The sequence below is a fragment of the Deinococcus misasensis DSM 22328 genome, assembly GCF_000745915.1.
In the GTDB taxonomy this organism is placed as follows: Bacteria; Deinococcota; Deinococci; order Deinococcales; family Deinococcaceae; genus Deinococcus_C; species Deinococcus_C misasensis.
The window spans coordinates 7,016-24,766 of sequence record NZ_JQKG01000056.1; the positions used below are offsets into that span (position 1 = coordinate 7,016).

Below are 17,751 nucleotides of genomic sequence, written 5' to 3' on the forward strand. Positions count from 1 at the left end.
GCTCTCGGCTCTGTCTTGGCCCCACTACGCGCTCACTGGACGGCCAGTTTCGCGCTGGGCCGCTCGGCTCTCGGCTCTCGGCTCTCGGTTCTCGGTTCTCGGTTCTCGGCTCTCGGTTCTCGGTTCTCGGCTCTCGGCTCTGTCTTGGCCCCACTACGCGCTCACTGGACGGCCAGTTTCGCGCTGGGCCGCTCGGCTCTCGGCTCTCGGCTCTCGGTTCTCGGTTCTCGGTTCTCGGCTCTCGGTTCTCGGTTCTCGGCTCTCGGCTCTGTCTTGGCCCCACTACGCGCTCACTGGACGGCCAGTTTCGCGCTGGGCCGCTCGGCTCTCGGCTCTCGGCTCTCGGTTCTCGGTTCTCGGTTCTCGGCTCTCGGTTCTCGGTTCTCGGCTCTCGGCTCTGTCTTGGCCCCACTACGCGCTCACTGGACGGCCAGTTTCGCGCTGGGCCGCTCGGCTCTCGGCTCTCGGCATCAGGCGAGGTTTGCCGAGCCCCCAGCCCTTGATTTCCCACGCCTGCCACAAATAGTATGAAGGCCATGTCAAAGACCCGCGTTGCCTTCCAGGGGGTTCCTGGTGCATACAGCGAGATTGCAGCCCTGAACAGCACAGAGGGTGAAATTGAAGCTGTTGGTTACGCTTCCTTTCAGGAAGTTCTGAATGCAGTGATGGTCGGCGAATGCGACCTTGCTGCCCTGCCTGTTGAAAACTCTCTGGCAGGAACCGTCATTCCCGCCATTGATGAACTCTCCCAGAGCGATCTGCATGCTGTGCAGGAAGTGATGGTCCGTGTGCGTCATCAGCTTCTGGTGATGCCGGGGGTCCAACTGGAAGACATCGACAAAGTCTACAGCCACCCACAGGCGTTGGCCCAGTGTGCAGGCTTTTTCAAGAAACATGGCCTCACTCCAGTGCCGGCTTATGACACCGCTGGAAGCGCCAAGGACCTGGCCGCCTCGGGCAACCGCCGTGCTGCCAGTGTGGCCTCCAAGCGTGCCGGAGAGCTGTACGGTCTGGAGGTTGTGGCCGAAAACATCGAAGACGAAGATTTTAACACCACCCGTTTTCTGGTGCTCTCCAAAAACCGCAACACCATTGAAACCGGCAAACCCTACAAGACCAGCATCATTTTTGCGGTGCGCCACCAGCCCGGCAGTCTGATCGATTGCCTGTCGGTCTTCCGCGACCATGGAGTGAACCTCTGCCGTATCGAGAGCCGTCCCAGACGGGACAAGCCGTGGTCTTACCTGATGTATGTGGATTTTGAAGGCCACACCCTCGACAGTGAAGTGCAGGCCGCTCTGGCCCAGATGATGCACAGCGCCAGTTTCCTGAAGATTCTGGGCTCTTATCCCTCGGCCACAGTCACGCTGTAACAGTTGCGTTGTCATCGAATCGGATTCATCAGAACAGGGGAGACCAGATGGGGCTCCCCTGCTTTTTGTTCTTTGGTTTATTCTTCTGAAGTGCCGTTGGTGTTTTCTTCTGCGGTCTCTGGCACAGGTTCCACTCTGGGTGGAGGTGGCGCTTCGACCCGAGAAAGGGTCTTGTTCCCAGCAGAGTCGATGGCCGAAATGGTGGTGTCCTGAGGGGGAACCTCGGCATAGAAGGGCACTTCTGGTCCAGCCGTCACACCCAGAGACACTCCACCCACCAGCACGTCTTGCACCTTCAGGTTGTCTTTGACCACCCCTTCAATGCGCATGGTGTTGAAGTCGCGGTCCACCCGTTTGATGGTGATGACCGGGGCTTTCTGGTCCACGCGGATGGGCAATTCCAGACGGGTTTTGTTGCTGTTGCTGTCCGAAACCTGAATCACATAAGAAAGCACAGAAGCTTTTCCATCGGTCTGGAAGGAGAAAGGCACAATTTTCTGTCCCTTTTTGCTGGTGTAACCTTCCAGTTTGAACAGTTCGGTGTCATTGATTTTGATGGACTGGATGCCTGCATCATCAAAGGCATACCCGCGCACCAGAGCTTTTCCGGACTTGGTGATGGCTCCGGAGGTGGGCTCTTGCAAAATGATCTGTGGGGTGATGCCGTCACTGTTGCGGGTGCAACCGGTGAGCAACACAAGCAAAAAAAGCGCAGAATGACGCATTGGAAGCAGTATACCAGTCTACTTTCGTGAAAGATGTGCGTACATGAGTTCTCCAGCCCCTTCAAGGTGCTCCCTCATGGCTTGTTCGGCTTCCTCGCCATGGCCGTGCAGGATGGCGTCCACAATCCTCTGGTGTTCATGGGTGCCATCGGTCAGGCGGTTGGGCAGGATGCTGGAAGCGGCAATGACTTTCTGGATCTGGCCCCTCAGGGTTTCTGCGGTTTTGATCAGGCGCTTGTGACCACTGCCTTCCCAGATGGCTTGATGGAGGTCAATGTCGGTCTGGCTGTACAAAGCGATGTCCTGCAACTGTTCAGATTCAGACATGTGCTCCATGATTTTCTGGAGTTTTTTCAGGGTGGGTTTGTGGTGTTTGAGGGCAGCCAATCTGGCAGCAAGCCCCTCCACCACTGCCCTGAGCTGGTAAATTTCCCGCACGTCTTCGGCGTCCAGCTCTGGAATGAAGTATCCCCGTCTGGGGATGGCCTCCACCAGACCTTCGTGGTGCAGGGCGGCCAGAGCTTCTTTGATGGGGGTGGCAGACACCTGATACTGTTCTGCAAGGGCTTGCACCACCAGTTTGCTGCCCGGCGCAATCTGGTTTTCCAGAATGGCTTTGCGCAGCAGCAGGTAGGTTTCATGGTTGATGTTGTTGCGCTTCAGAAAACCGGCAGGCATGGCTCAATTTTACGGTTTTGCAGGCAGACACACAAGATTTTGGATTTTAAATCGGAAAAGCAGCCCCGAGAGGCTGCTCTGGCATTCACATTTACACTGCAAAGGTTTTATTGCATTGGAGGAGGGCAAAAAGCCATGTGCTCTTCGTGGGACACAAAGTAGGCGTGGATGTCGTAGTGGGGAATCGGATAGCCTTCATGCCCCTGAGGCTGGAATTCGATGTCCACATGGTCCACTTTCAGGAACCATTTGGGGGTCTTCAAAATGTCCACCCATGACTTGCCTTCTGCAAAATCCGATTGGGCAGGCATCACCTCAACAAAGACCAGACTGCCTTCGTGGACCCCATAAATCGGTCCCAGAGGCAGGTCTTTGGGATTGGCCCAGTGCTCTCCCATGCCGGGAACGCACTCTGAAATCTTGATGGTGCCCGGTGGCAGGCTGAGCTTTTGTGCAGTCGCAGCCATCTCTGCCATTTGCTCTTCGGTGGGAGGGGGTGGGGTGGGCATCACGTGTCCTTCTCCGTGATCCTGTGCAAATGCAGTCATGGACAGGGCAATGCAGGTCATCAAAGCCAGTTTTTTCATGGTCCTCCCTCGGGAGTTTGAGGCAAAACAACCCCCTGCACCCTTGTGATGAAACAGGGTGACGGCTGCTTTTGTTCAACTTCCCTGACATGTAGCGTATTGCAAATCACAATTTCATGTTGTGACCAAAGACAAATGTCCTTGAAACCCGGATGGTCTGTTGCATTGGCTGTTTCTTCAGGTGGTCATTTTTGTTCCAGACTTTTGTACCCATGTTGATCAGACTGAACCCATGGAAGACATCGCCACTTGGATGTGGGTTGTTGGGGCCATCGTGACCATCATCATCATGGCGGCCATTGTGTCCCGGTCCCGGCCACCCAAGAAACCCGACCCTGAAAACAAGCCCTCCAACCCTGAATAGTGTGCCAGAAACAAAAAAAGAGACCTGCATTTGCAGGCCTCTCTGGCTTTTTGGTGGAGGCGAAGGGATTCGAACCCTTGACCCCCTGCTTGCAAGGCAGGTGCTCTCCCTCTGAGCTACGCCCCCAATCAGCGAAGAGAATAGTAGCAGATAAACATCAAGATGTAAAGGGCCCGCGGCCCGCAAAGGGCAAAAGGCAGAGAGCCGAGGGCATTTTCAGGGCTGTGTAGCGCCTCTGGCAGAAGGCAGAAGACAGAAGGCAGTGCCGACGGTGCCGTCACCGAGGCACGCTTTAAGGGGCAAGAAGAAGGCAGAAAACCCGTTACCACTGTTGTAGGGGCGAGACATCTGGCTGATTTTGCTGTGCTGAATGCCAGCATGTTTACACAACGTCAATTTTTTGGTGGGCTAGAACAAAAGCCTTTTTGGCCTTCTGCCTTCTTCTTTCTGCCTTCTGCACCATTTTCACATGCCCTCTGCAGGGCAAAGCCCTTACCCTGTGAGCGCTTTCAGACCCCTTTGTACGTCCTATACGCAAAGCCTCCAAATGGTGTTAGACTGATGATCGCATGAGTAAGTCCGTTCACACCCCAGACTGGGTTAAAGACGCTGTCTTTTATCAGATCTATCCTGACCGATTCGCGAAGTCTTCTCGCGTGCAAAAAGCCAACAACCTGCAACCCTGGGGTGACACACCCCATCCCCACAAGTACCAGGGAGGAGATTTGCTCGGGGTGGTGGAGCATCTGGACCATCTGGTGGAACTCGGCGTGAACGCCATTTACTTCTGCCCGATTTTCCAGTCTGCAAGCAACCACCGATACCACACCCACGACTACTTTCAAGTGGATCCCATGCTGGGCGGCAATGAAGCCCTGAAAGAACTTCTCGAAGAAGCCCACAAACGGGGCATCAAAGTGGTGCTGGATGGGGTGTTCAACCACTCCAGCCGTGGTTTTTTCCAGTTCAACGATGTTCTGGAAAACGGCCCGAGCAGTGCTTACGTGGACTGGTTCCACATCCATGGCTGGCCTCTGGACCCTTACGGCAGTGGTCCGGCCAACTACGAGGCCTGGTGGGGCATGAAAGCGCTTCCGAAATTCAACACCAACACCAGAGCCGTCCGCGAATTCCTCTGGGATGTCGCCGAATACTGGATCAAATTCGGCGTGGACGGCTGGCGTCTGGATGTCCCCAACGAAATCGACGACGACGAGTTCTGGCGTGAGTTCCGTCGCCGCGTGAAAACCGTCAATCCAGAAGCCTACATCGTCGGCGAAATCTGGGGCGATGCCACCCGCTGGCTGCAAGGCGACCAGTTCGACGCCGTGATGAACTACCTGTTCACCCGTCCGGCCATTGGTTTCTTTGGTTCACGCAGTCTCGACTACGAACAGGTGCGTGGCACCGGCTACGAGCACATCGACACCATGGATGCCCCTGCCTTTGCGGGCCACATGCAGCACATCCTGACCATGTATCCCAAAGAGGTGGTGCTGGCTCAGCTCAACCTGCTCGGTTCCCATGACACCCCCCGTTACCGCACTGTCACAGGTGGTGATGAAACGGCTTACCAGATGGCGGTGTTGTTTCAGATGACCTATCCTGGTACCCCTTGCATCTATTACGGCGACGAAGTGGGCCTCTCTGGAGGCAAAGATCCTCTGTGCCGTGGTGCTTTCCCTTGGGACAGACCGGACACTTGGAACCTGAGGGCACTGGATTACACCAAAAAAGTGGTCAAGGCCCGCCACACTTACAATGCTCTCAGACGTGGAGACTTCCGGGTGCTGCATGCTCAGGGCGATGTGATCGTTTACGAACGCACACAGGACGGCGAACGTGCAGTGGTCGTCATCAACGCCAGCCAGAGTGAACAACAGGTCCCTGTGGACCTGAATGGCGAAGTCCTCGAAGTGCTCGGAGATGTGAAGCTGAACCTCTCGGGCAGCATCACGGTGCCCGCCCGCACAGGCTATTTGCTGGTTTAAACAGAAGTGAACAGTTTACAGTAGACAGTTCACAGCGAGATGAATTTTGCTTGCACCAACCAGAGCAACCTTTCCTGAATGGAAGGGTTGTTTTGCTTTCGCCGATCAATAAAAATCCCTTCCACTGGGGAAGGGAGGGACAACCGGAAATCCATGTCTCGCTATCTGCTGTAAACCTGTAAACTCCCCTGACTCAGCGGACTTGGGTGCCAGAGGGCATGTCCAGCCCGGTGCCCAGCAGGTCCAGCTCGCCTTTGTCGTTTTCGGCAGCCAGAATCATGCCCTGAGAGACGATGCCGCGCAGTTTGGCGGGTTTCAGGTTGGCCACCAGCACCACTTTGCGTCCGATCAGTTGCTCTGGAGCGAACCATTTGCGGATGCCAGAAACCACCGTGCGGGTCTCGTTGCCCAGTTTCACAGTCAGTTTGAGGAGTTTGTCGGCTTTCTCGACGGTTTCGGCATGGATGACTTCCACGATGCGCAGGTCCACTTTGGCGAACTCATCGATGCTGATCTCGGGAAGGGTTTCAAATTTTTCTTCTTTGACTTCTTGCACGGCTTCCACTTTGGGGGCCTCCTGAGCGGCCTGCTCTTTTTCCTTGAGGCGTTGTTCCAGTTTGGGGAACAGGACTTCTCCACCCACCAGAGCGGTTCCAGTAGGGTACAGTCCCCATGCACCTTCCAGGGTGTAATGGCTGTCTGGCAGCCCGATCTGGGCACGCAGGGCTTTCATTTTCTCGGGCATCACAGGTTCAAGCAGGACGCTGGAGACCCTGAGGCCTTCCACGATGGTGTAAAGCACGGTGTCCAGACGCCCATGCTGCCCCTCTTTGAACAGAGTCCATGGTTTTTGCTCTGCAATGTAGCGGTTCAGGTCCTGCACAAATTCCATGCTGAACTCCAGCGCTTTCTGGATTTTCAGTTCACGAACCAGAGCCAGCACTTCAGCAGGCAGGGCCGTGGCGCGTGCAGCAATGCCTTTTTCGCGCTCGGTCAGGGACTCTGGATGCACCTGAGGCACCACACCTTCGCGGTACTTCTGCACCATCCCGATGGAACGGGACAGCAGGTTCCCGAGGTCATTGGCGAGGTCGCTGTTCATGCGGGACTCGATGATCTCGTTGGAGATGATGCCATCCACCCCGAAAGAAATTTCACGCAGCAGGGCGTAACGCAGGGTTTCTCTGCCAAACTTGTCTGCGGCTTCCAGAGGGTCCACGCCGTTGCCCAGCGATTTGCTCATTTTGCGGCCATCGGCACCCAGCAGGTAACCAGACACATTCAGTCTCTGGTAGATGGGCACGCCCATGCTTTTCAGCATGGTGGGCCAGAACACCGCGTGGGGCTTCAGGATGTCCTTGCCAATCACGTGCCACGCCACAGGCCAGAACTTCTGGTATTTTTCCCCCTCGGAGTAACCCAGAGCAGACATGTAGTTGATCAGCGCATCGAACCACACATAGGTCACGTGGTCGGTGTCCCATGGAAGCTCGATGCCCCACGGCACACGGGATTTTGGACGGGAGATGGACAGGTCCCCGATGGGCTCGCGCAGCATCCCCAGCACTTCGTTGCGGTAACCGGTGGGTTGAATGAAATCGGGGTTTTCCTCGATGTGCTTGACCAGCCAATCGCGGTATTTCTCCATGCGGAAGAAGTAATTGGCTTCACGGCGCAACTCGGGTGGACCGGGATCCTCGGGAAGTTTGCCATCCACCAGTTCTTTCTCTGTGACAAAGCGCTCCTGACCCACCGAGTACAGACCCTCGTATTCGGCGTAGTAGATGTCTCCAGCGTCGTAAACCGATTGCAGGATGTGCTGCACCACCCGCTTGTGACGGGCTTCTGTGGTGCGGATGAAATCGTCGGGTTGCGCCCCGAGCACCGTCCAGGCTTCACGGAACTTGCTGGACACCATGTCGGTGAAGCTCTGGGGATCGAGGCCTCTGGCTTTGGCGGCCTTGGAGACTTTTTCCCCGTGTTCATCGGTGCCGGTCAGGAAGTAGGTGTCCCATCCGGCCAGACGGTGGTAACGTGCCAGCGTGTCTGCCACGGTGGTGGCATACGCATGCCCCATGTGCGGCTCGCCGTTCACATAGTAAATGGGCGTCGTGACGTAGAACTTGTCCATTCTTTCTCCTTACAAAAAAAAGCGGGCGCACAAGCGCCCCCAAGCCCATTAGAACGTTGTGTCTACGGGATCAGGGGAGGGTGTGGCATTCGCCATGAGATCATGATGGTGATTATACCTGCTGGAAGGCAAGGGGTAAACCATGGGCTATACCGCTTAGGGCCGAGGGCTGAGAGCCGAGAGCCGAGGGCTGGAAATGCTTTGGCATCAGCAATGAAGGGCGAGGCATGCCTCGCCCCTACAGACGTTTCCCTTGACGATTTATGCCGTGTGGCACAGTAGGCTCTCGGCTCTCGGCACCCACCATCAACAAAAAAGGACGGGTGTTTACCCGTCCCACTTGAAACTGCTGTCTCAGTCGTTGCTGCGTCCGCCACCGAACAGGCGAAGCAGGAACAGAAAGATGTTGATGAAGTCGAGGTACAGGGTCAGGGCACCAAAGACGGCCATTTTTTCACCCATGTCGCTCTGAGTGAGGCCGGGGCCACCAGAGAGGGCCATTTCTTTGAGTTTCTGCATGTCGTAGGCGGTCAGGGCACAGAAAATGATCACACCGACCACGGCAATGGCCATGCTGAAGGCGCTTCCACCAATCCAGATGTTGGCGATGCTGGCGATGACCAGTCCGATCACACCCATGAACAGGATGGTGCCGAAGCGGCTCAGGTCCATTTTGGTGGTGTAACCGATGACGGCCATGGCTCCGAACATGCCTGCGGCAGTCACGAAAGCCAGAGTGATGTCAGAGCCTGCATAGCGGAAGAAGATTCCGGAGAGGGTCAGTCCGGTCAGCACCGAGTACAGTGAGAACAGGACGCCTGCGGTGGCTCCATTGATGCGGTTGATCAGGAAGCCCAGACCGAAGACCAGACCGAGCTGGAGCAGGACCAGCATCAGGTAGTTGCTGCGCACAAAAGCATACAGACCCTCACTGGAAGCTGCCGAGTAAGCGGTGATGGCGGTCATCACCAGACCTGCTGTCATCCAGGAGAAGGTCCTTCCCAGAAAGTTCCTGAGGGTTACGGCTTGAGATTGGGTGAGTGAGTACATTCAATCCTCCTTATCGAGTTCCCTGTCAATAGTATAGGGAGACTCCAGTGTAACGTTTGTGAGACGCTTCCATAAATGGGCTGGTCAGAGGTGGTACCTCTCGTATGCGACCATCCAGTTGCGTTCTCTGAGCAGGGGCATGATGGCGGCCAGCACACTGTTGCTGTCTTGCATGTCTGGAAGCACCATCTGCTTGGGGGTTTCGAGCAGGTAAGCCGGGGCATTCTCTGGGAGGCCTGCCAGTTTGCGGGCTTGCCGAATACCCGTTTCCAGAGTGCCCAGTTCATCGATCAGGCCGTTTTCCAGCGCGTCTTTGCCACTCCAGATGCGTCCTCTACCCAGCTCGTTGGCCCGTTCTTTGCTGATGTTGCGGCCTTCCGAAACGCGGGCAATGAACAGTTTGTAGAAGTCCTCGGCTCCTTTTTGCAGGAACGCCCGCTCCTGTTCGGTCAGGGGGTGCGAACTGTCCAGACTGTCGGCCAGTCGGCCCATTTTGATGCTCTCGGGTTTCAGGCCGTATTTGGCATTGAAGCCTTCCATGTTGGGTTTTCCAGAGATCACCCCGATGGATCCGGTGATGGTGGTGGGTGCAGCGACCACATGGTTGGCGTGGGTCAGCACGTAATAGCCTCCGGAGGCAGCCACATCGCCCATGACGGCCACCACGGGTTTTTTCTGGCGGATGCGTTCCACTTCATGGCTGATCAGGTCGCTGGCGAGGGCAGATCCGCCACCAGAGTTCACGAACAGCACGATGGCTTTGGTGTCCTCGTCGCGTTCTGCGGTTCTCAGGGATCGGATGATGCTTTCGCTGCCCGCCATTTGCTCACCGAAGATCGGGAGGGGGAGGGGCACATGCCGGGAATGTCCGGGCACGATCATGCCTTCGAGGGTCAGCACGGCCACTTTTCCACCTTGTTCAGGCATCAGGGGCAGTTTCAGGAAGCGGGAAGCCTGCTGAAAGGGCTGGTGTTTTTTGCTGTACAGCACATCTTCGTAGGCGATGCGGTCCACAAGGCCGTGTTCTCGGGCTTGCTCAGCGTTGGTGATGCCTGCATCGATGGCATCCCGGACCTGCTGTTCAGAAAGGTTGCGGCTCTGGGCCACTTTCTGCACGAACTCTTCCATGAATCGGGAGATCAGGAGGGTGCGCTGTTCCCGTTCGTATTCATCCATGTGGTCTTCGGTGAAACGGCTGTAGGCGGTTTTGTACTCTTTGATCCGCACCACTTCCATTTCGATGCCAATTTTTTGCAGGGCGTCTTTGATGTAGGTCACCGAGGAGTGAAACCCGAGCAGGTAAAACTCTGCACTGGGCGGGACCACCACTTCGGTGCCAGCAGAGGCCAGATAGTAGTCCATCATGTGGACGCTGTTGATCACCGAGTAAACCGGTTTTTTGCGGCTCAGGCGCTCGATGGCTTCACGGAGGGCAAATGCGGTGGCCATTCCGGCCTGCACACCACCGAAACGCAAGACCACCCCTTTGAGCCAGTCGGCCTCTTCCAGCAGTTTGAGTTTGCGGCGGAACACCGTCACCCCTTGCGGTTCTTTGCGGGTGATGATGTTCAGGGGGCTTTTTTCGGGGAATTCGGGAAATTGACCCTGCACATCAATGATGACCCAGCCGGGTTTTTCGCCAAGGTCGGCAATCTGGTGCTGCACACCAGCCACCAGATTGTAGATTTTGTTCTGAATCTCGCTCTTCATTTCTTTCAAGTATTACGCGAATTGGTGAGGAAAAGTTGCATGAAGAGACACAGGGTTGCTGCATGATGGAGGCAGAATGCACCCAAAAGAGCACAAAAAAGAGACAGGATCAACCTGCCTCTCACAGAGATGTCAAAGATGTTTGGTTCAGTGCTGGTGCTCGGGATGGGGATCCCGGGTCAGCCAGTTTTGCTGGACTTCGTGGTGGTTCCATTTCAGATGGACATGCTCATCCACATGGTCCACCGCAGACAGGGGAATCCAGTGGTGCTGGCCCTGCTCGTCTTTGGCGACCTTGATGTATTCACGGTCCATGTGGTCCACCACGCCGTGGTTTTTGCCATCTGCACAGAGAATGGGCATGTGCTCTTTGATGTTTTCGCTGTTCATGTTGCCTCCTGAAAAGTGTGATCTGAAAGGTTTGAAATCTTTTCCTGTTTCAGGGTAGTCCGTTCACCTTAAGTCACCCTGACCGCTGGATGAACCCTGTTTCAGGCTTTCTTCAAAGGGTTCTTGCTTTTCCAGAGCAAAAAAGCACAGCCCCTTTCCCAGAGCAGAAAGAAAGGCATGAGAAATGCCATTCATCTGAACCCGGTACAGCCACAGAATGCATGACAGAAAAACATTCCATCGTGAAAAAAACGTCATACAATAAAAGCATGCATTTCCAACCCAGCGACGACAGCCAACTGATCCTTTCCCATGTGCGCGAATTCGCACAGCATGAAATTGCCCCTCTGGCCGCCCAGTACGACCGCTCTGGAGAATACCCCTGGGAGCAACTGCGCAAACTGGCCGACATGGGCCTTCTGGGGGCCACCATCCCCGAGGAATATGGAGGTGCAGGTCTGGATTCGGTGACTTACGCCCTCTGTCTGGAAGAAATCGCTGCTGCCGATGCCAGTGTGGCCGTGATCATGAGCGTCCAGAACGGACTTCCAGAGCAAATGATCCTGAAGTACGGCTCTGAAGCACAAAAACAGCAGTACCTCGCTCCTCTGGCGCAGGGCAAAAAAATTGGGGCCTTCTGTCTCACTGAGCCGAATGCAGGTTCGGATGCAGCCAGTTTGCGTCTGAGTGCTCAAAAAGATGGTGACAGTTGGGTTCTGAACGGCCAGAAAGCATGGATCACCTCTGGAGGACAGGCGGACACCTATCTGGTGATGGCCCGCACCTCTGGCTCTGGGGCAAAAGGGGTCACCTGTTTTGTGGTGGAAAAAGACACCCCCGGCCTCTCTTTTGGCAAACCCGAGGAGAAAATGGGCCTTCATGCTGCCCACACCACCACAGTCAATTTTGAAGAGCTGCGGATTCCAGATGCACAACGCATTGGCGATGAAGGGCAAGGTCTGATCATCGCCCTGAGCAGTCTGGATTCCGGGCGCATTGGCATTGCCATGCAGTCCATCGGGATTGCCAGAGCGGCTCTGGAAGCAGCAGCAAAGTACGCCCTGACCCGCGAGCAATTTGGCAAGAAAATTGCAGAGTTTGAGGGGGTCTCTTTCAAGATTGCGGAAATGGCTTCCCGCATTGAGGCTGCCCGTCTGGTGGCCCTCAAAGCTGCATGGCTGCGCGATCAGGGGAAGAAGTACACCAAAGAGGCTTCCATGGCCAAGTTTCTGGCTTCGGATGCTGCGGTGTACGTGACCCGTGAAGCGGTGCAGATTTTTGGGGGCAACGGGTACAGCCGGGAATACCCGGTGGAACGGTATTACCGGGACGCCAAAATCACCGAAATCTATGAAGGCACCAACGAGATCCAGAAACTGGTGATTTCCCGTCAGGTGTTCTCAGAGTATTGACCATGGTCAGCGCAAAGTCTGACCTTTGGCATTGAAACATCAAGAGCCATCAGCGGTCAGCCGTCAGCGGTCAGTGAAAAGGAGGTCTGCTGTGAAATCAAAGCCATGGGCATGGAAAAGATCTGTAGAAATTGGTTTTTCTAGAATTCTTGCTGTTCAGGCCAAAGCAGAAGGGTGTGTTTTTTGCTGAGGGCTGACCGCTGAAAGCTGACCGCTTTTTTCGTTGACATGCCAGAAATCAGACGTTGCCTTGACCCTGGAGTATTGACCCGTTTATGGGCTCGGGATAAACTTAGACCAAGTATAAAATATAAGCTGCAACCTACGGAGGGTTTTCATGGACTTCACCCTGAGTGCCGAACAGAAACAATTGCAGGCCATGGCCAGAGATTTCACCCGCAATGAGATCATCCCCATTGCTGCCGAATACGACCAGAAAGAAGAACTGCCCTGGGAGATCGTCGAAAAGGCGTTTGACCTCGGGCTCCTGAATGTGGGCATCCCCGAGCATGCTGGAGGTCTGGGCCTCTCCATGCTGGATGAAGTGATCATCGGAGAAGAACTGGCTTATGGATGCATGGGCATCTACACCATCCTGATGGCCTCCGAACTGGGCATCACCCCCATTCTGGTGGGGGGCAGCGAAGAACAGCAAAAACGCTTCCTGAGCCCATTGCTGGAAAAGCCTTCTCTGGCTGCCTTTGCCCTCTCTGAACCCAACAACGGCAGTGATGCTGCTGCCATGAACACCACTGCTGTGCTGGATGGGGATGAGTGGGTCATCAACGGCACCAAGATGTGGATTTCCAACGGTGGAGTGGCAGAAATCACCGTGGTCTTTGCCAGTGTGGACAAAAGTGCAGGCCACAAAGGCACGGTGGCCATCGTGGTTCCCAAGGATGCTGCAGGCCAGAGTTACCACAAAATCAAACACAAAATGGGACAGCGGGCCAGCCTGACCAGCGAACTGGTTTTTCAGGACGTGCGGGTCCCTAAAGAAAACATTCTGGGGGGCATCGGAGACGGTTTCAAAATCGCCATGAAAACCCTCGACAAAACCCGCATTCCAGTGGCTGCCGGATCGGTGGGGATTGCCCGCCGGGCTCTGGAAGAGAGCATCAAGTACGCCAAGGAGCGCAAGGCATTTGGCAAACCCATCGCTGATTTGCAAGCCATCCAGTTCAAAATTGCTGAGATGTCTATGGGCATTGAAACGGGTCGCCTGATGACCTACAAAGCTGCATGGCTGTCCGATCAGGGGCAACCCCACGGCATGGAAAGCGCCATCGCCAAAGCCTACTGCTCAGAAATGGCTTTCGATGCTGCCAACGAAGCCATTCAGGTGCACGGTGGATACGGCTATGTGGGCGAATACCCGGTGGAAAAACTCCTCAGGGATGTCAAGTTGAACCAGATTTACGAGGGCACCAACGAGATTCAGCGTGTGGTGATTGCGCGGAATTTGTTGCGGTGATGGGCCTGTGGGCCGCCGAGGGCCGAGAGCATAGGGCCGAGGGCTAAAGAAGGCTTTGGCTAAGGCACTCAGGGCGAGGCATGCTGTCTTGTACAAAACGAGGGATCGCATGTTGATCCCTCTGCACGCCTCGCCCCTACAGGGTGTTCTTCGAGATTCTTTCCATTGGGCGTAGCACGCTACGCCCCTACAAGTCCCCTTGACCATTTTTTGTGCGTATCGCACGATGCTCTCGGCTCTCGGCTCTCGGCTCTCGGCTCTCGGCTCTCGGCTCTCGGCTCTCGGCTCTCGGCTCTCGGCTCTCGGCTCTCGGCTCTCGGCTCTCGGCAACAGGGCGACGCCTGCCGAGCCCTACAACCGCTCTGAGCAGCGATATAATGCTCCCATCCACCTTCCTCAACCAAGCTGCAGAAGATCTGTGTGCCATGCAATTGATTTTCTCAGCAAAGCCCTATAAAATTGAACTCAGTACAAATTAGAGGAGTGCAACCATGAACATCCTGTGCGTGATCCGCCAAGTCCCGGACGGCGAAGCCAAACTTCGCATCAACAACTCAAAAGTCGAACTCGATGGTGTGACCGTCATCATGGACGGCATGGACGAATACGGCGTCGAACAGGCCCTGCGCCTGCGTGAGGCCGGAGCCAGCGTGGAACAGATCATCGTGCTGGCCGTGGGTCCTGCCCGCAACGAAGACGCCATTCGCACCGCTCTGGCCATGGGGGCAGACCGGGCCATCCACGTGGAAACCGACACCTACCTTGATCCGATTGCCCTGAGCAAAATCGTGACCCAGGTGGCCAAAGAAGAAAACGCCAGTCTGGTGTTCAGTGGAGGCCAGCAGTCCGACTGGGATTCTCAGGCGCTGGGTGCAGCCACTGCAGAGCGTCTGGGATGGCCTCAGGTCACCTGGACCAACGCCCTTGAGCTCTCTGGTGAAACCCTGAAAGGCAAGCACGACATTGACGAGGGAGCAGAAACCTTCGAAGTGGAACTGCCTGCGGTGATCACCACCCAGCAGGGCCTCAACGATCCCCGTTACCCCACCCTGCCCAACATCATGAAAGCCAAGAAAAAAGAGCTGCGCAAAGACAGCCTCGACAAATACGGTGTCACTGCCAAGCTCAAGCATGTCTCCAGCAACATTCAGGTCAAAGAGCGCATGGGCAAACTGATCGACGGAAAAGACCCTCAAGCTGCTGCTGCTCAACTCGTTGAACTGCTGCGCAACGAAGCGAAGGTGATTGCATGATTCTGCTGGTTGCCGAACACAACAATGGCAAACCCTCCAAGAGTGCTCTGGAACTGGTGCAGGCTGCCCGTGACCTCGGGCGTGACGGTCCCATCACTGCCCTTCTGCTGGGTCAGGGCCTGACCAGTGTGGCCAACGAAATGTCCAAATACGCAGAACAGGTGCTGGTCGCTGACCTCCCAGAGCTTGCTGCGTACAACCCTGAAGTGTGGGCTGCTGCGGTCACACAGATTGCACAGGAAGGGGAAGCCCACACCATTCTGGTCAGTGCCAGCCGCTCTGGTCGGGAATACAGTGCGCGTGTGGCTGTGAAACTGGACGCCCCTCTGCTGGAAGATGTGATCAAGGTGGAGGCGCAAGGCAACGCCCTGCAAGGCACCAAGTACGCCTACCTCGCCCGGGTGACCGAAGTCTATGAATCCGATGCTGCTGTGACGGTGGTCAGTGTGAAACCCGGTGCTTACAATCCTGCTCAACCTGCTTCTGGTGCAGGAGAGCAGTACGATGTGGAACTGGAATTGCCCCAGAGCCGCACCCGTTCCACCGGCAAAGTCATCGAGAAGACCACCCGCGTTCCCCTCACCGAAGCCGATGTGGTCATCACTGGAGGCCGGGGTGTGGGCAGCCCAGAGAATTTCAGCAAACTGATTGAAGGCCTTGCCGACAACATCGGTGCTGGAGTGGGCGCAACCCGTGCCGTGGTGGACGCTGGATGGAGACCTTACGGTGAGCAGGTGGGCCAGACCGGAAAAACCGTGGCCCCCAAAGCCTACATCGCGGTGGGTGTGAGCGGTGCAGTGCAGCACCTCTCTGGGATGGGCAAGAGCAAGTACATCGTGGCCATCAACAAGGACCCCGAGGCCCCCATCTTCAAAAACGCCGACTACGGCATTGTTGGAGACCTGCATCAGGTGCTGCCTGCCCTGATTGAAGCCACCCGCAAGTAAAGTCAAACAGTGAAAACAATGGAAATCGGCCCCCAAAGGGCCGATTTCTCACATCGAAACAAAAAATGTCAAACCATACGTGTCAGTGGGTTGTGCATGTGCTGCGTCCGAACCTGTGGAATCCTGACCAGAGGCACAGAATTCGTGCAGCGACCTCAGGAGTGTGTTGCAGGGCAACAGTGAACTTGAAGCAGGCTTCAAGCATCAGCAACCTCTGGCTGCTGATGGGACGATTATTTCACAGGCTTTAAAAGTTTGCTGTGATGTAAATGAGCTACCCTCCCTAAATCACATGGCGTAGTCTAGACGTTCTGAACGGCTTTTGATATGTGCTCTGGCGCATTGATTTGTATCAAGAATCTTAATCAAAATAAAGAAGTGACCTTGAAACATCTGCAAATGAAAGAACTGAAAAAAAGAAAACTGGAGCAACTGCATCCTGTGTTGCAAAGCTGGTACACCCCCGAGCAACTTTCTCAGAACATCGAGATTGTCTTGCAGGAAGAAATGGATCGCATCACCGATCAGGATTTTGCCAGAGGTTTCTTTGAGCATTGCCAGATTCCGGGTACGGACCCTGAAGATTATTTCAACCGGTTGCAAGATGCCCTGATGACAGGCATTCGTTTTCGTGGGTTGGACCTGTCGCGGCCTTTTGTGGATGTGGTTCTGCCCCCTCAACTGCCTTCCACTCTGGAGGCTTACCGTGAGGTGGCCCTGCAAGCCGCTCACAGGCACCAGAAATTCGCACCCAAACATGCCCGTTTTTATGTGCCCTCCCATGTGGAGCTTGGACCTTTGCCAGCAGACATGTTCTGGGAAAAAAGGTACTTGGCCCGTCCCATGGAAGACCTGAAAAAGCTGCCTTTGCCTGCCCGTTTTTCAGAGGTGGAGTTGCAAGTTCCACAGGCCATCGGTTTTGAAGAGGCCTACTTGCAGACCTATCAAGAGATGGCTGCCATCTGGCCTGATCATCCAGAGTTTGCCACACCCGAATCCAGAGAAACCCTCGAATCCCTGATGGCGCAGGAGACCCTTTATGAGGTGTTTTATCAGGAGGAATGGATTGGGGTCATGGCCGCTTGCCGTGCGGAAGAACAGGGACTCTCGGGTTTTGTGGTGGTGGAAATGCTGATCAAGCCGGCTTTTCAGGGACGGGGTCTGGGGGAAGCTGCCCAGAGGCACCTGATGGAATTTCTGCCTGCAAAGCCCATGGATGTGTTTTATGGCACCATCGACGCCAGAAACACACCAGCCATCCGGGCTGCCTTGAAAAGTGGGCGCATGGATGTGGGAGGAGACCTCTGGGTGACCCTCTAGGCTTTTTTCCCTATTGGCACTCTGAAAAGTCGGTAGAGTAACGTGGTGGTATGGCATGGCGACCCGGACATCTGAGCCGCATGCAGCTCGAAGAGCGTCGGCTCCACTTCGCTCAGACCTATCTGACAGGAAAATACAACCACCAGCAACTATGTGACTTTTATGGCATCAGCCCTTCCACACTTTTTCTGTGGAAACGTCGCCTCAGACAGTATGGACTGTCAGGTCTGAAAGCGCGCAAACCACCAGGTAGACCTAGAATCCTTTCGGCTCAGCAGCAAGCCCAGTTGCAAACCTGGGTGCAAGAAGTGGCGACCGAACATGGTTTTGCTGATCCCACCTGGAC

General features: G+C 55.4%; 16 protein-coding genes and 1 tRNA gene. 9 read left to right on the forward strand and 8 right to left on the reverse strand.

Annotated elements, in window-relative coordinates; translation table 11 throughout:
• Positions 1-536 precede the first annotated feature (536 nt).
• Positions 537-1,373 (forward strand): prephenate dehydratase, encoded by an 837-nt coding sequence (gene pheA, locus Q371_RS20795; protein WP_034344108.1) that lies wholly within the window; start codon positions 537-539, stop codon positions 1,371-1,373.
• Positions 1,374-1,450: 77 nt separating this feature from the next.
• Here the strand turns inward: pheA and Q371_RS20800 are convergent, their stop codons facing one another.
• The 3 genes from Q371_RS20800 to Q371_RS20810 all read right to left on the reverse strand — a co-directional run bounded on the left by Q371_RS20800 (position 1,451) and on the right by Q371_RS20810 (position 3,363).
• Positions 1,451-2,098 carry a hypothetical protein gene (locus Q371_RS20800; protein WP_034344109.1) on the reverse strand — a complete coding sequence of 216 codons (648 nt, stop codon included), beginning with the start codon at positions 2,096-2,098 and terminating at the stop codon, positions 1,451-1,453.
• Positions 2,099-2,116: 18 nt separating this feature from the next.
• On the reverse strand, positions 2,117-2,776 hold the full coding sequence (locus Q371_RS20805) for a GntR family transcriptional regulator (RefSeq protein ID WP_034344110.1): 660 nt from the start codon (positions 2,774-2,776) through the stop codon (positions 2,117-2,119).
• A 107-nt stretch (positions 2,777-2,883) separates the two neighbouring features.
• Positions 2,884-3,363: a hypothetical protein gene (locus Q371_RS20810; RefSeq protein WP_034344111.1), complete on the reverse strand. Its 480-nt coding sequence runs from the start codon at positions 3,361-3,363 to the stop codon at positions 2,884-2,886.
• A gap of 232 nt (positions 3,364-3,595) precedes the next feature.
• Between Q371_RS20810 and Q371_RS28135 the strand changes: the two genes are divergently transcribed.
• On the forward strand, positions 3,596-3,727 hold the full coding sequence (locus Q371_RS28135) for a hypothetical protein (protein WP_281174330.1): 132 nt from the start codon (positions 3,596-3,598) through the stop codon (positions 3,725-3,727).
• Positions 3,728-3,778: 51 nt separating this feature from the next.
• Here the strand turns inward: Q371_RS28135 and Q371_RS20815 are convergent.
• Positions 3,779-3,853 (reverse strand) — tRNA-Ala (locus Q371_RS20815).
• A gap of 443 nt (positions 3,854-4,296) precedes the next feature.
• Between Q371_RS20815 and Q371_RS20820 the strand changes: the two genes are divergently transcribed.
• A complete protein-coding gene (locus Q371_RS20820; protein ID WP_034344112.1) occupies positions 4,297-5,718 on the forward strand; it encodes a glycoside hydrolase family 13 protein in 1,422 nt (473 codons plus the stop codon).
• Between the two features lie 193 nt (positions 5,719-5,911).
• On the opposite strand, the gene metG is transcribed toward Q371_RS20820, so the two are convergent.
• From metG to Q371_RS20840, 4 genes are all read right to left on the reverse strand, one after another.
• A complete protein-coding gene (metG, locus tag Q371_RS20825; RefSeq protein WP_034344113.1) occupies positions 5,912-7,849 on the reverse strand; it encodes a methionine--tRNA ligase in 1,938 nt (645 codons plus the stop codon).
• A 354-nt stretch (positions 7,850-8,203) separates the two neighbouring features.
• Positions 8,204-8,899 (reverse strand): Bax inhibitor-1/YccA family protein, encoded by a 696-nt coding sequence (locus tag Q371_RS20830; RefSeq protein ID WP_034344114.1) that lies wholly within the window; start codon positions 8,897-8,899, stop codon positions 8,204-8,206.
• A gap of 84 nt (positions 8,900-8,983) precedes the next feature.
• Positions 8,984-10,609: a signal peptide peptidase SppA gene (sppA, locus tag Q371_RS20835; RefSeq protein WP_051964952.1), complete on the reverse strand. Its 1,626-nt coding sequence runs from the start codon at positions 10,607-10,609 to the stop codon at positions 8,984-8,986.
• Between the two features lie 147 nt (positions 10,610-10,756).
• Positions 10,757-10,999, reverse strand: a complete 243-nt coding sequence (locus Q371_RS20840; RefSeq protein WP_034344116.1) for a DUF2171 domain-containing protein — start codon at positions 10,997-10,999, stop codon at positions 10,757-10,759.
• A 269-nt stretch (positions 11,000-11,268) separates the two neighbouring features.
• On the opposite strand from Q371_RS20840, the gene Q371_RS20845 reads away from it, so the two are divergent.
• From Q371_RS20845 to Q371_RS27345, 6 genes are all read left to right on the forward strand, one after another.
• Positions 11,269-12,411 carry an acyl-CoA dehydrogenase gene (locus Q371_RS20845; protein ID WP_034344127.1) on the forward strand — a complete coding sequence of 381 codons (1,143 nt, stop codon included), beginning with the start codon at positions 11,269-11,271 and terminating at the stop codon, positions 12,409-12,411.
• A 337-nt stretch (positions 12,412-12,748) separates the two neighbouring features.
• A complete protein-coding gene (locus tag Q371_RS20850) occupies positions 12,749-13,885 on the forward strand; it encodes an acyl-CoA dehydrogenase family protein (protein ID WP_034344117.1) in 1,137 nt (378 codons plus the stop codon).
• A 491-nt stretch (positions 13,886-14,376) separates the two neighbouring features.
• Positions 14,377-15,138: an electron transfer flavoprotein subunit beta/FixA family protein gene (locus Q371_RS20855; RefSeq protein ID WP_034344118.1), complete on the forward strand. Its 762-nt coding sequence runs from the start codon at positions 14,377-14,379 to the stop codon at positions 15,136-15,138.
• Positions 15,135-16,085 carry an electron transfer flavoprotein subunit alpha/FixB family protein gene (locus tag Q371_RS20860; protein WP_034344119.1) on the forward strand — a complete coding sequence of 317 codons (951 nt, stop codon included), beginning with the start codon at positions 15,135-15,137 and terminating at the stop codon, positions 16,083-16,085. The genes Q371_RS20855 and Q371_RS20860 overlap by 4 nt, the downstream gene beginning before the upstream one ends.
• A gap of 378 nt (positions 16,086-16,463) precedes the next feature.
• Positions 16,464-17,405, forward strand: a complete 942-nt coding sequence (locus Q371_RS20865; protein ID WP_169743899.1) for a GNAT family N-acetyltransferase — start codon at positions 16,464-16,466, stop codon at positions 17,403-17,405.
• A gap of 50 nt (positions 17,406-17,455) precedes the next feature.
• A partial coding sequence (locus Q371_RS27345) for a helix-turn-helix domain-containing protein (protein ID WP_034344121.1) occupies positions 17,456-17,751 on the forward strand: 296 nt, incomplete at its 3' end.

Excerpts from the sequence above, each read along its gene's own strand:
- pheA (WP_034344108.1), top strand. The coding sequence starts at position 537 with ATGTCAAAGACCCGCGTTGCCTTCCAGGGGGTTCCTGGTGCATACAGC.
- Q371_RS20800 (WP_034344109.1), bottom strand. The coding sequence starts at position 2,098 with ATGCGTCATTCTGCGCTTTTTTTGCTTGTGTTGCTCACCGGTTGCACC.
- Q371_RS20805 (WP_034344110.1), bottom strand. The coding sequence starts at position 2,776 with ATGCCTGCCGGTTTTCTGAAGCGCAACAACATCAACCATGAAACCTAC.
- Q371_RS20810 (WP_034344111.1), bottom strand. The coding sequence starts at position 3,363 with ATGAAAAAACTGGCTTTGATGACCTGCATTGCCCTGTCCATGACTGCA.
- Q371_RS28135 (WP_281174330.1), top strand. The coding sequence starts at position 3,596 with ATGGAAGACATCGCCACTTGGATGTGGGTTGTTGGGGCCATCGTGACC.
- Q371_RS20820 (WP_034344112.1), top strand. The coding sequence starts at position 4,297 with ATGAGTAAGTCCGTTCACACCCCAGACTGGGTTAAAGACGCTGTCTTT.
- metG (WP_034344113.1), bottom strand. The coding sequence starts at position 7,849 with ATGGACAAGTTCTACGTCACGACGCCCATTTACTATGTGAACGGCGAG.
- Q371_RS20830 (WP_034344114.1), bottom strand. The coding sequence starts at position 8,899 with ATGTACTCACTCACCCAATCTCAAGCCGTAACCCTCAGGAACTTTCTG.
- sppA (WP_051964952.1), bottom strand. The coding sequence starts at position 10,609 with ATGAAGAGCGAGATTCAGAACAAAATCTACAATCTGGTGGCTGGTGTG.
- Q371_RS20840 (WP_034344116.1), bottom strand. The coding sequence starts at position 10,999 with ATGAACAGCGAAAACATCAAAGAGCACATGCCCATTCTCTGTGCAGAT.
- Q371_RS20845 (WP_034344127.1), top strand. The coding sequence starts at position 11,269 with ATGCATTTCCAACCCAGCGACGACAGCCAACTGATCCTTTCCCATGTG.
- Q371_RS20850 (WP_034344117.1), top strand. The coding sequence starts at position 12,749 with ATGGACTTCACCCTGAGTGCCGAACAGAAACAATTGCAGGCCATGGCC.
- Q371_RS20855 (WP_034344118.1), top strand. The coding sequence starts at position 14,377 with ATGAACATCCTGTGCGTGATCCGCCAAGTCCCGGACGGCGAAGCCAAA.
- Q371_RS20860 (WP_034344119.1), top strand. The coding sequence starts at position 15,135 with ATGATTCTGCTGGTTGCCGAACACAACAATGGCAAACCCTCCAAGAGT.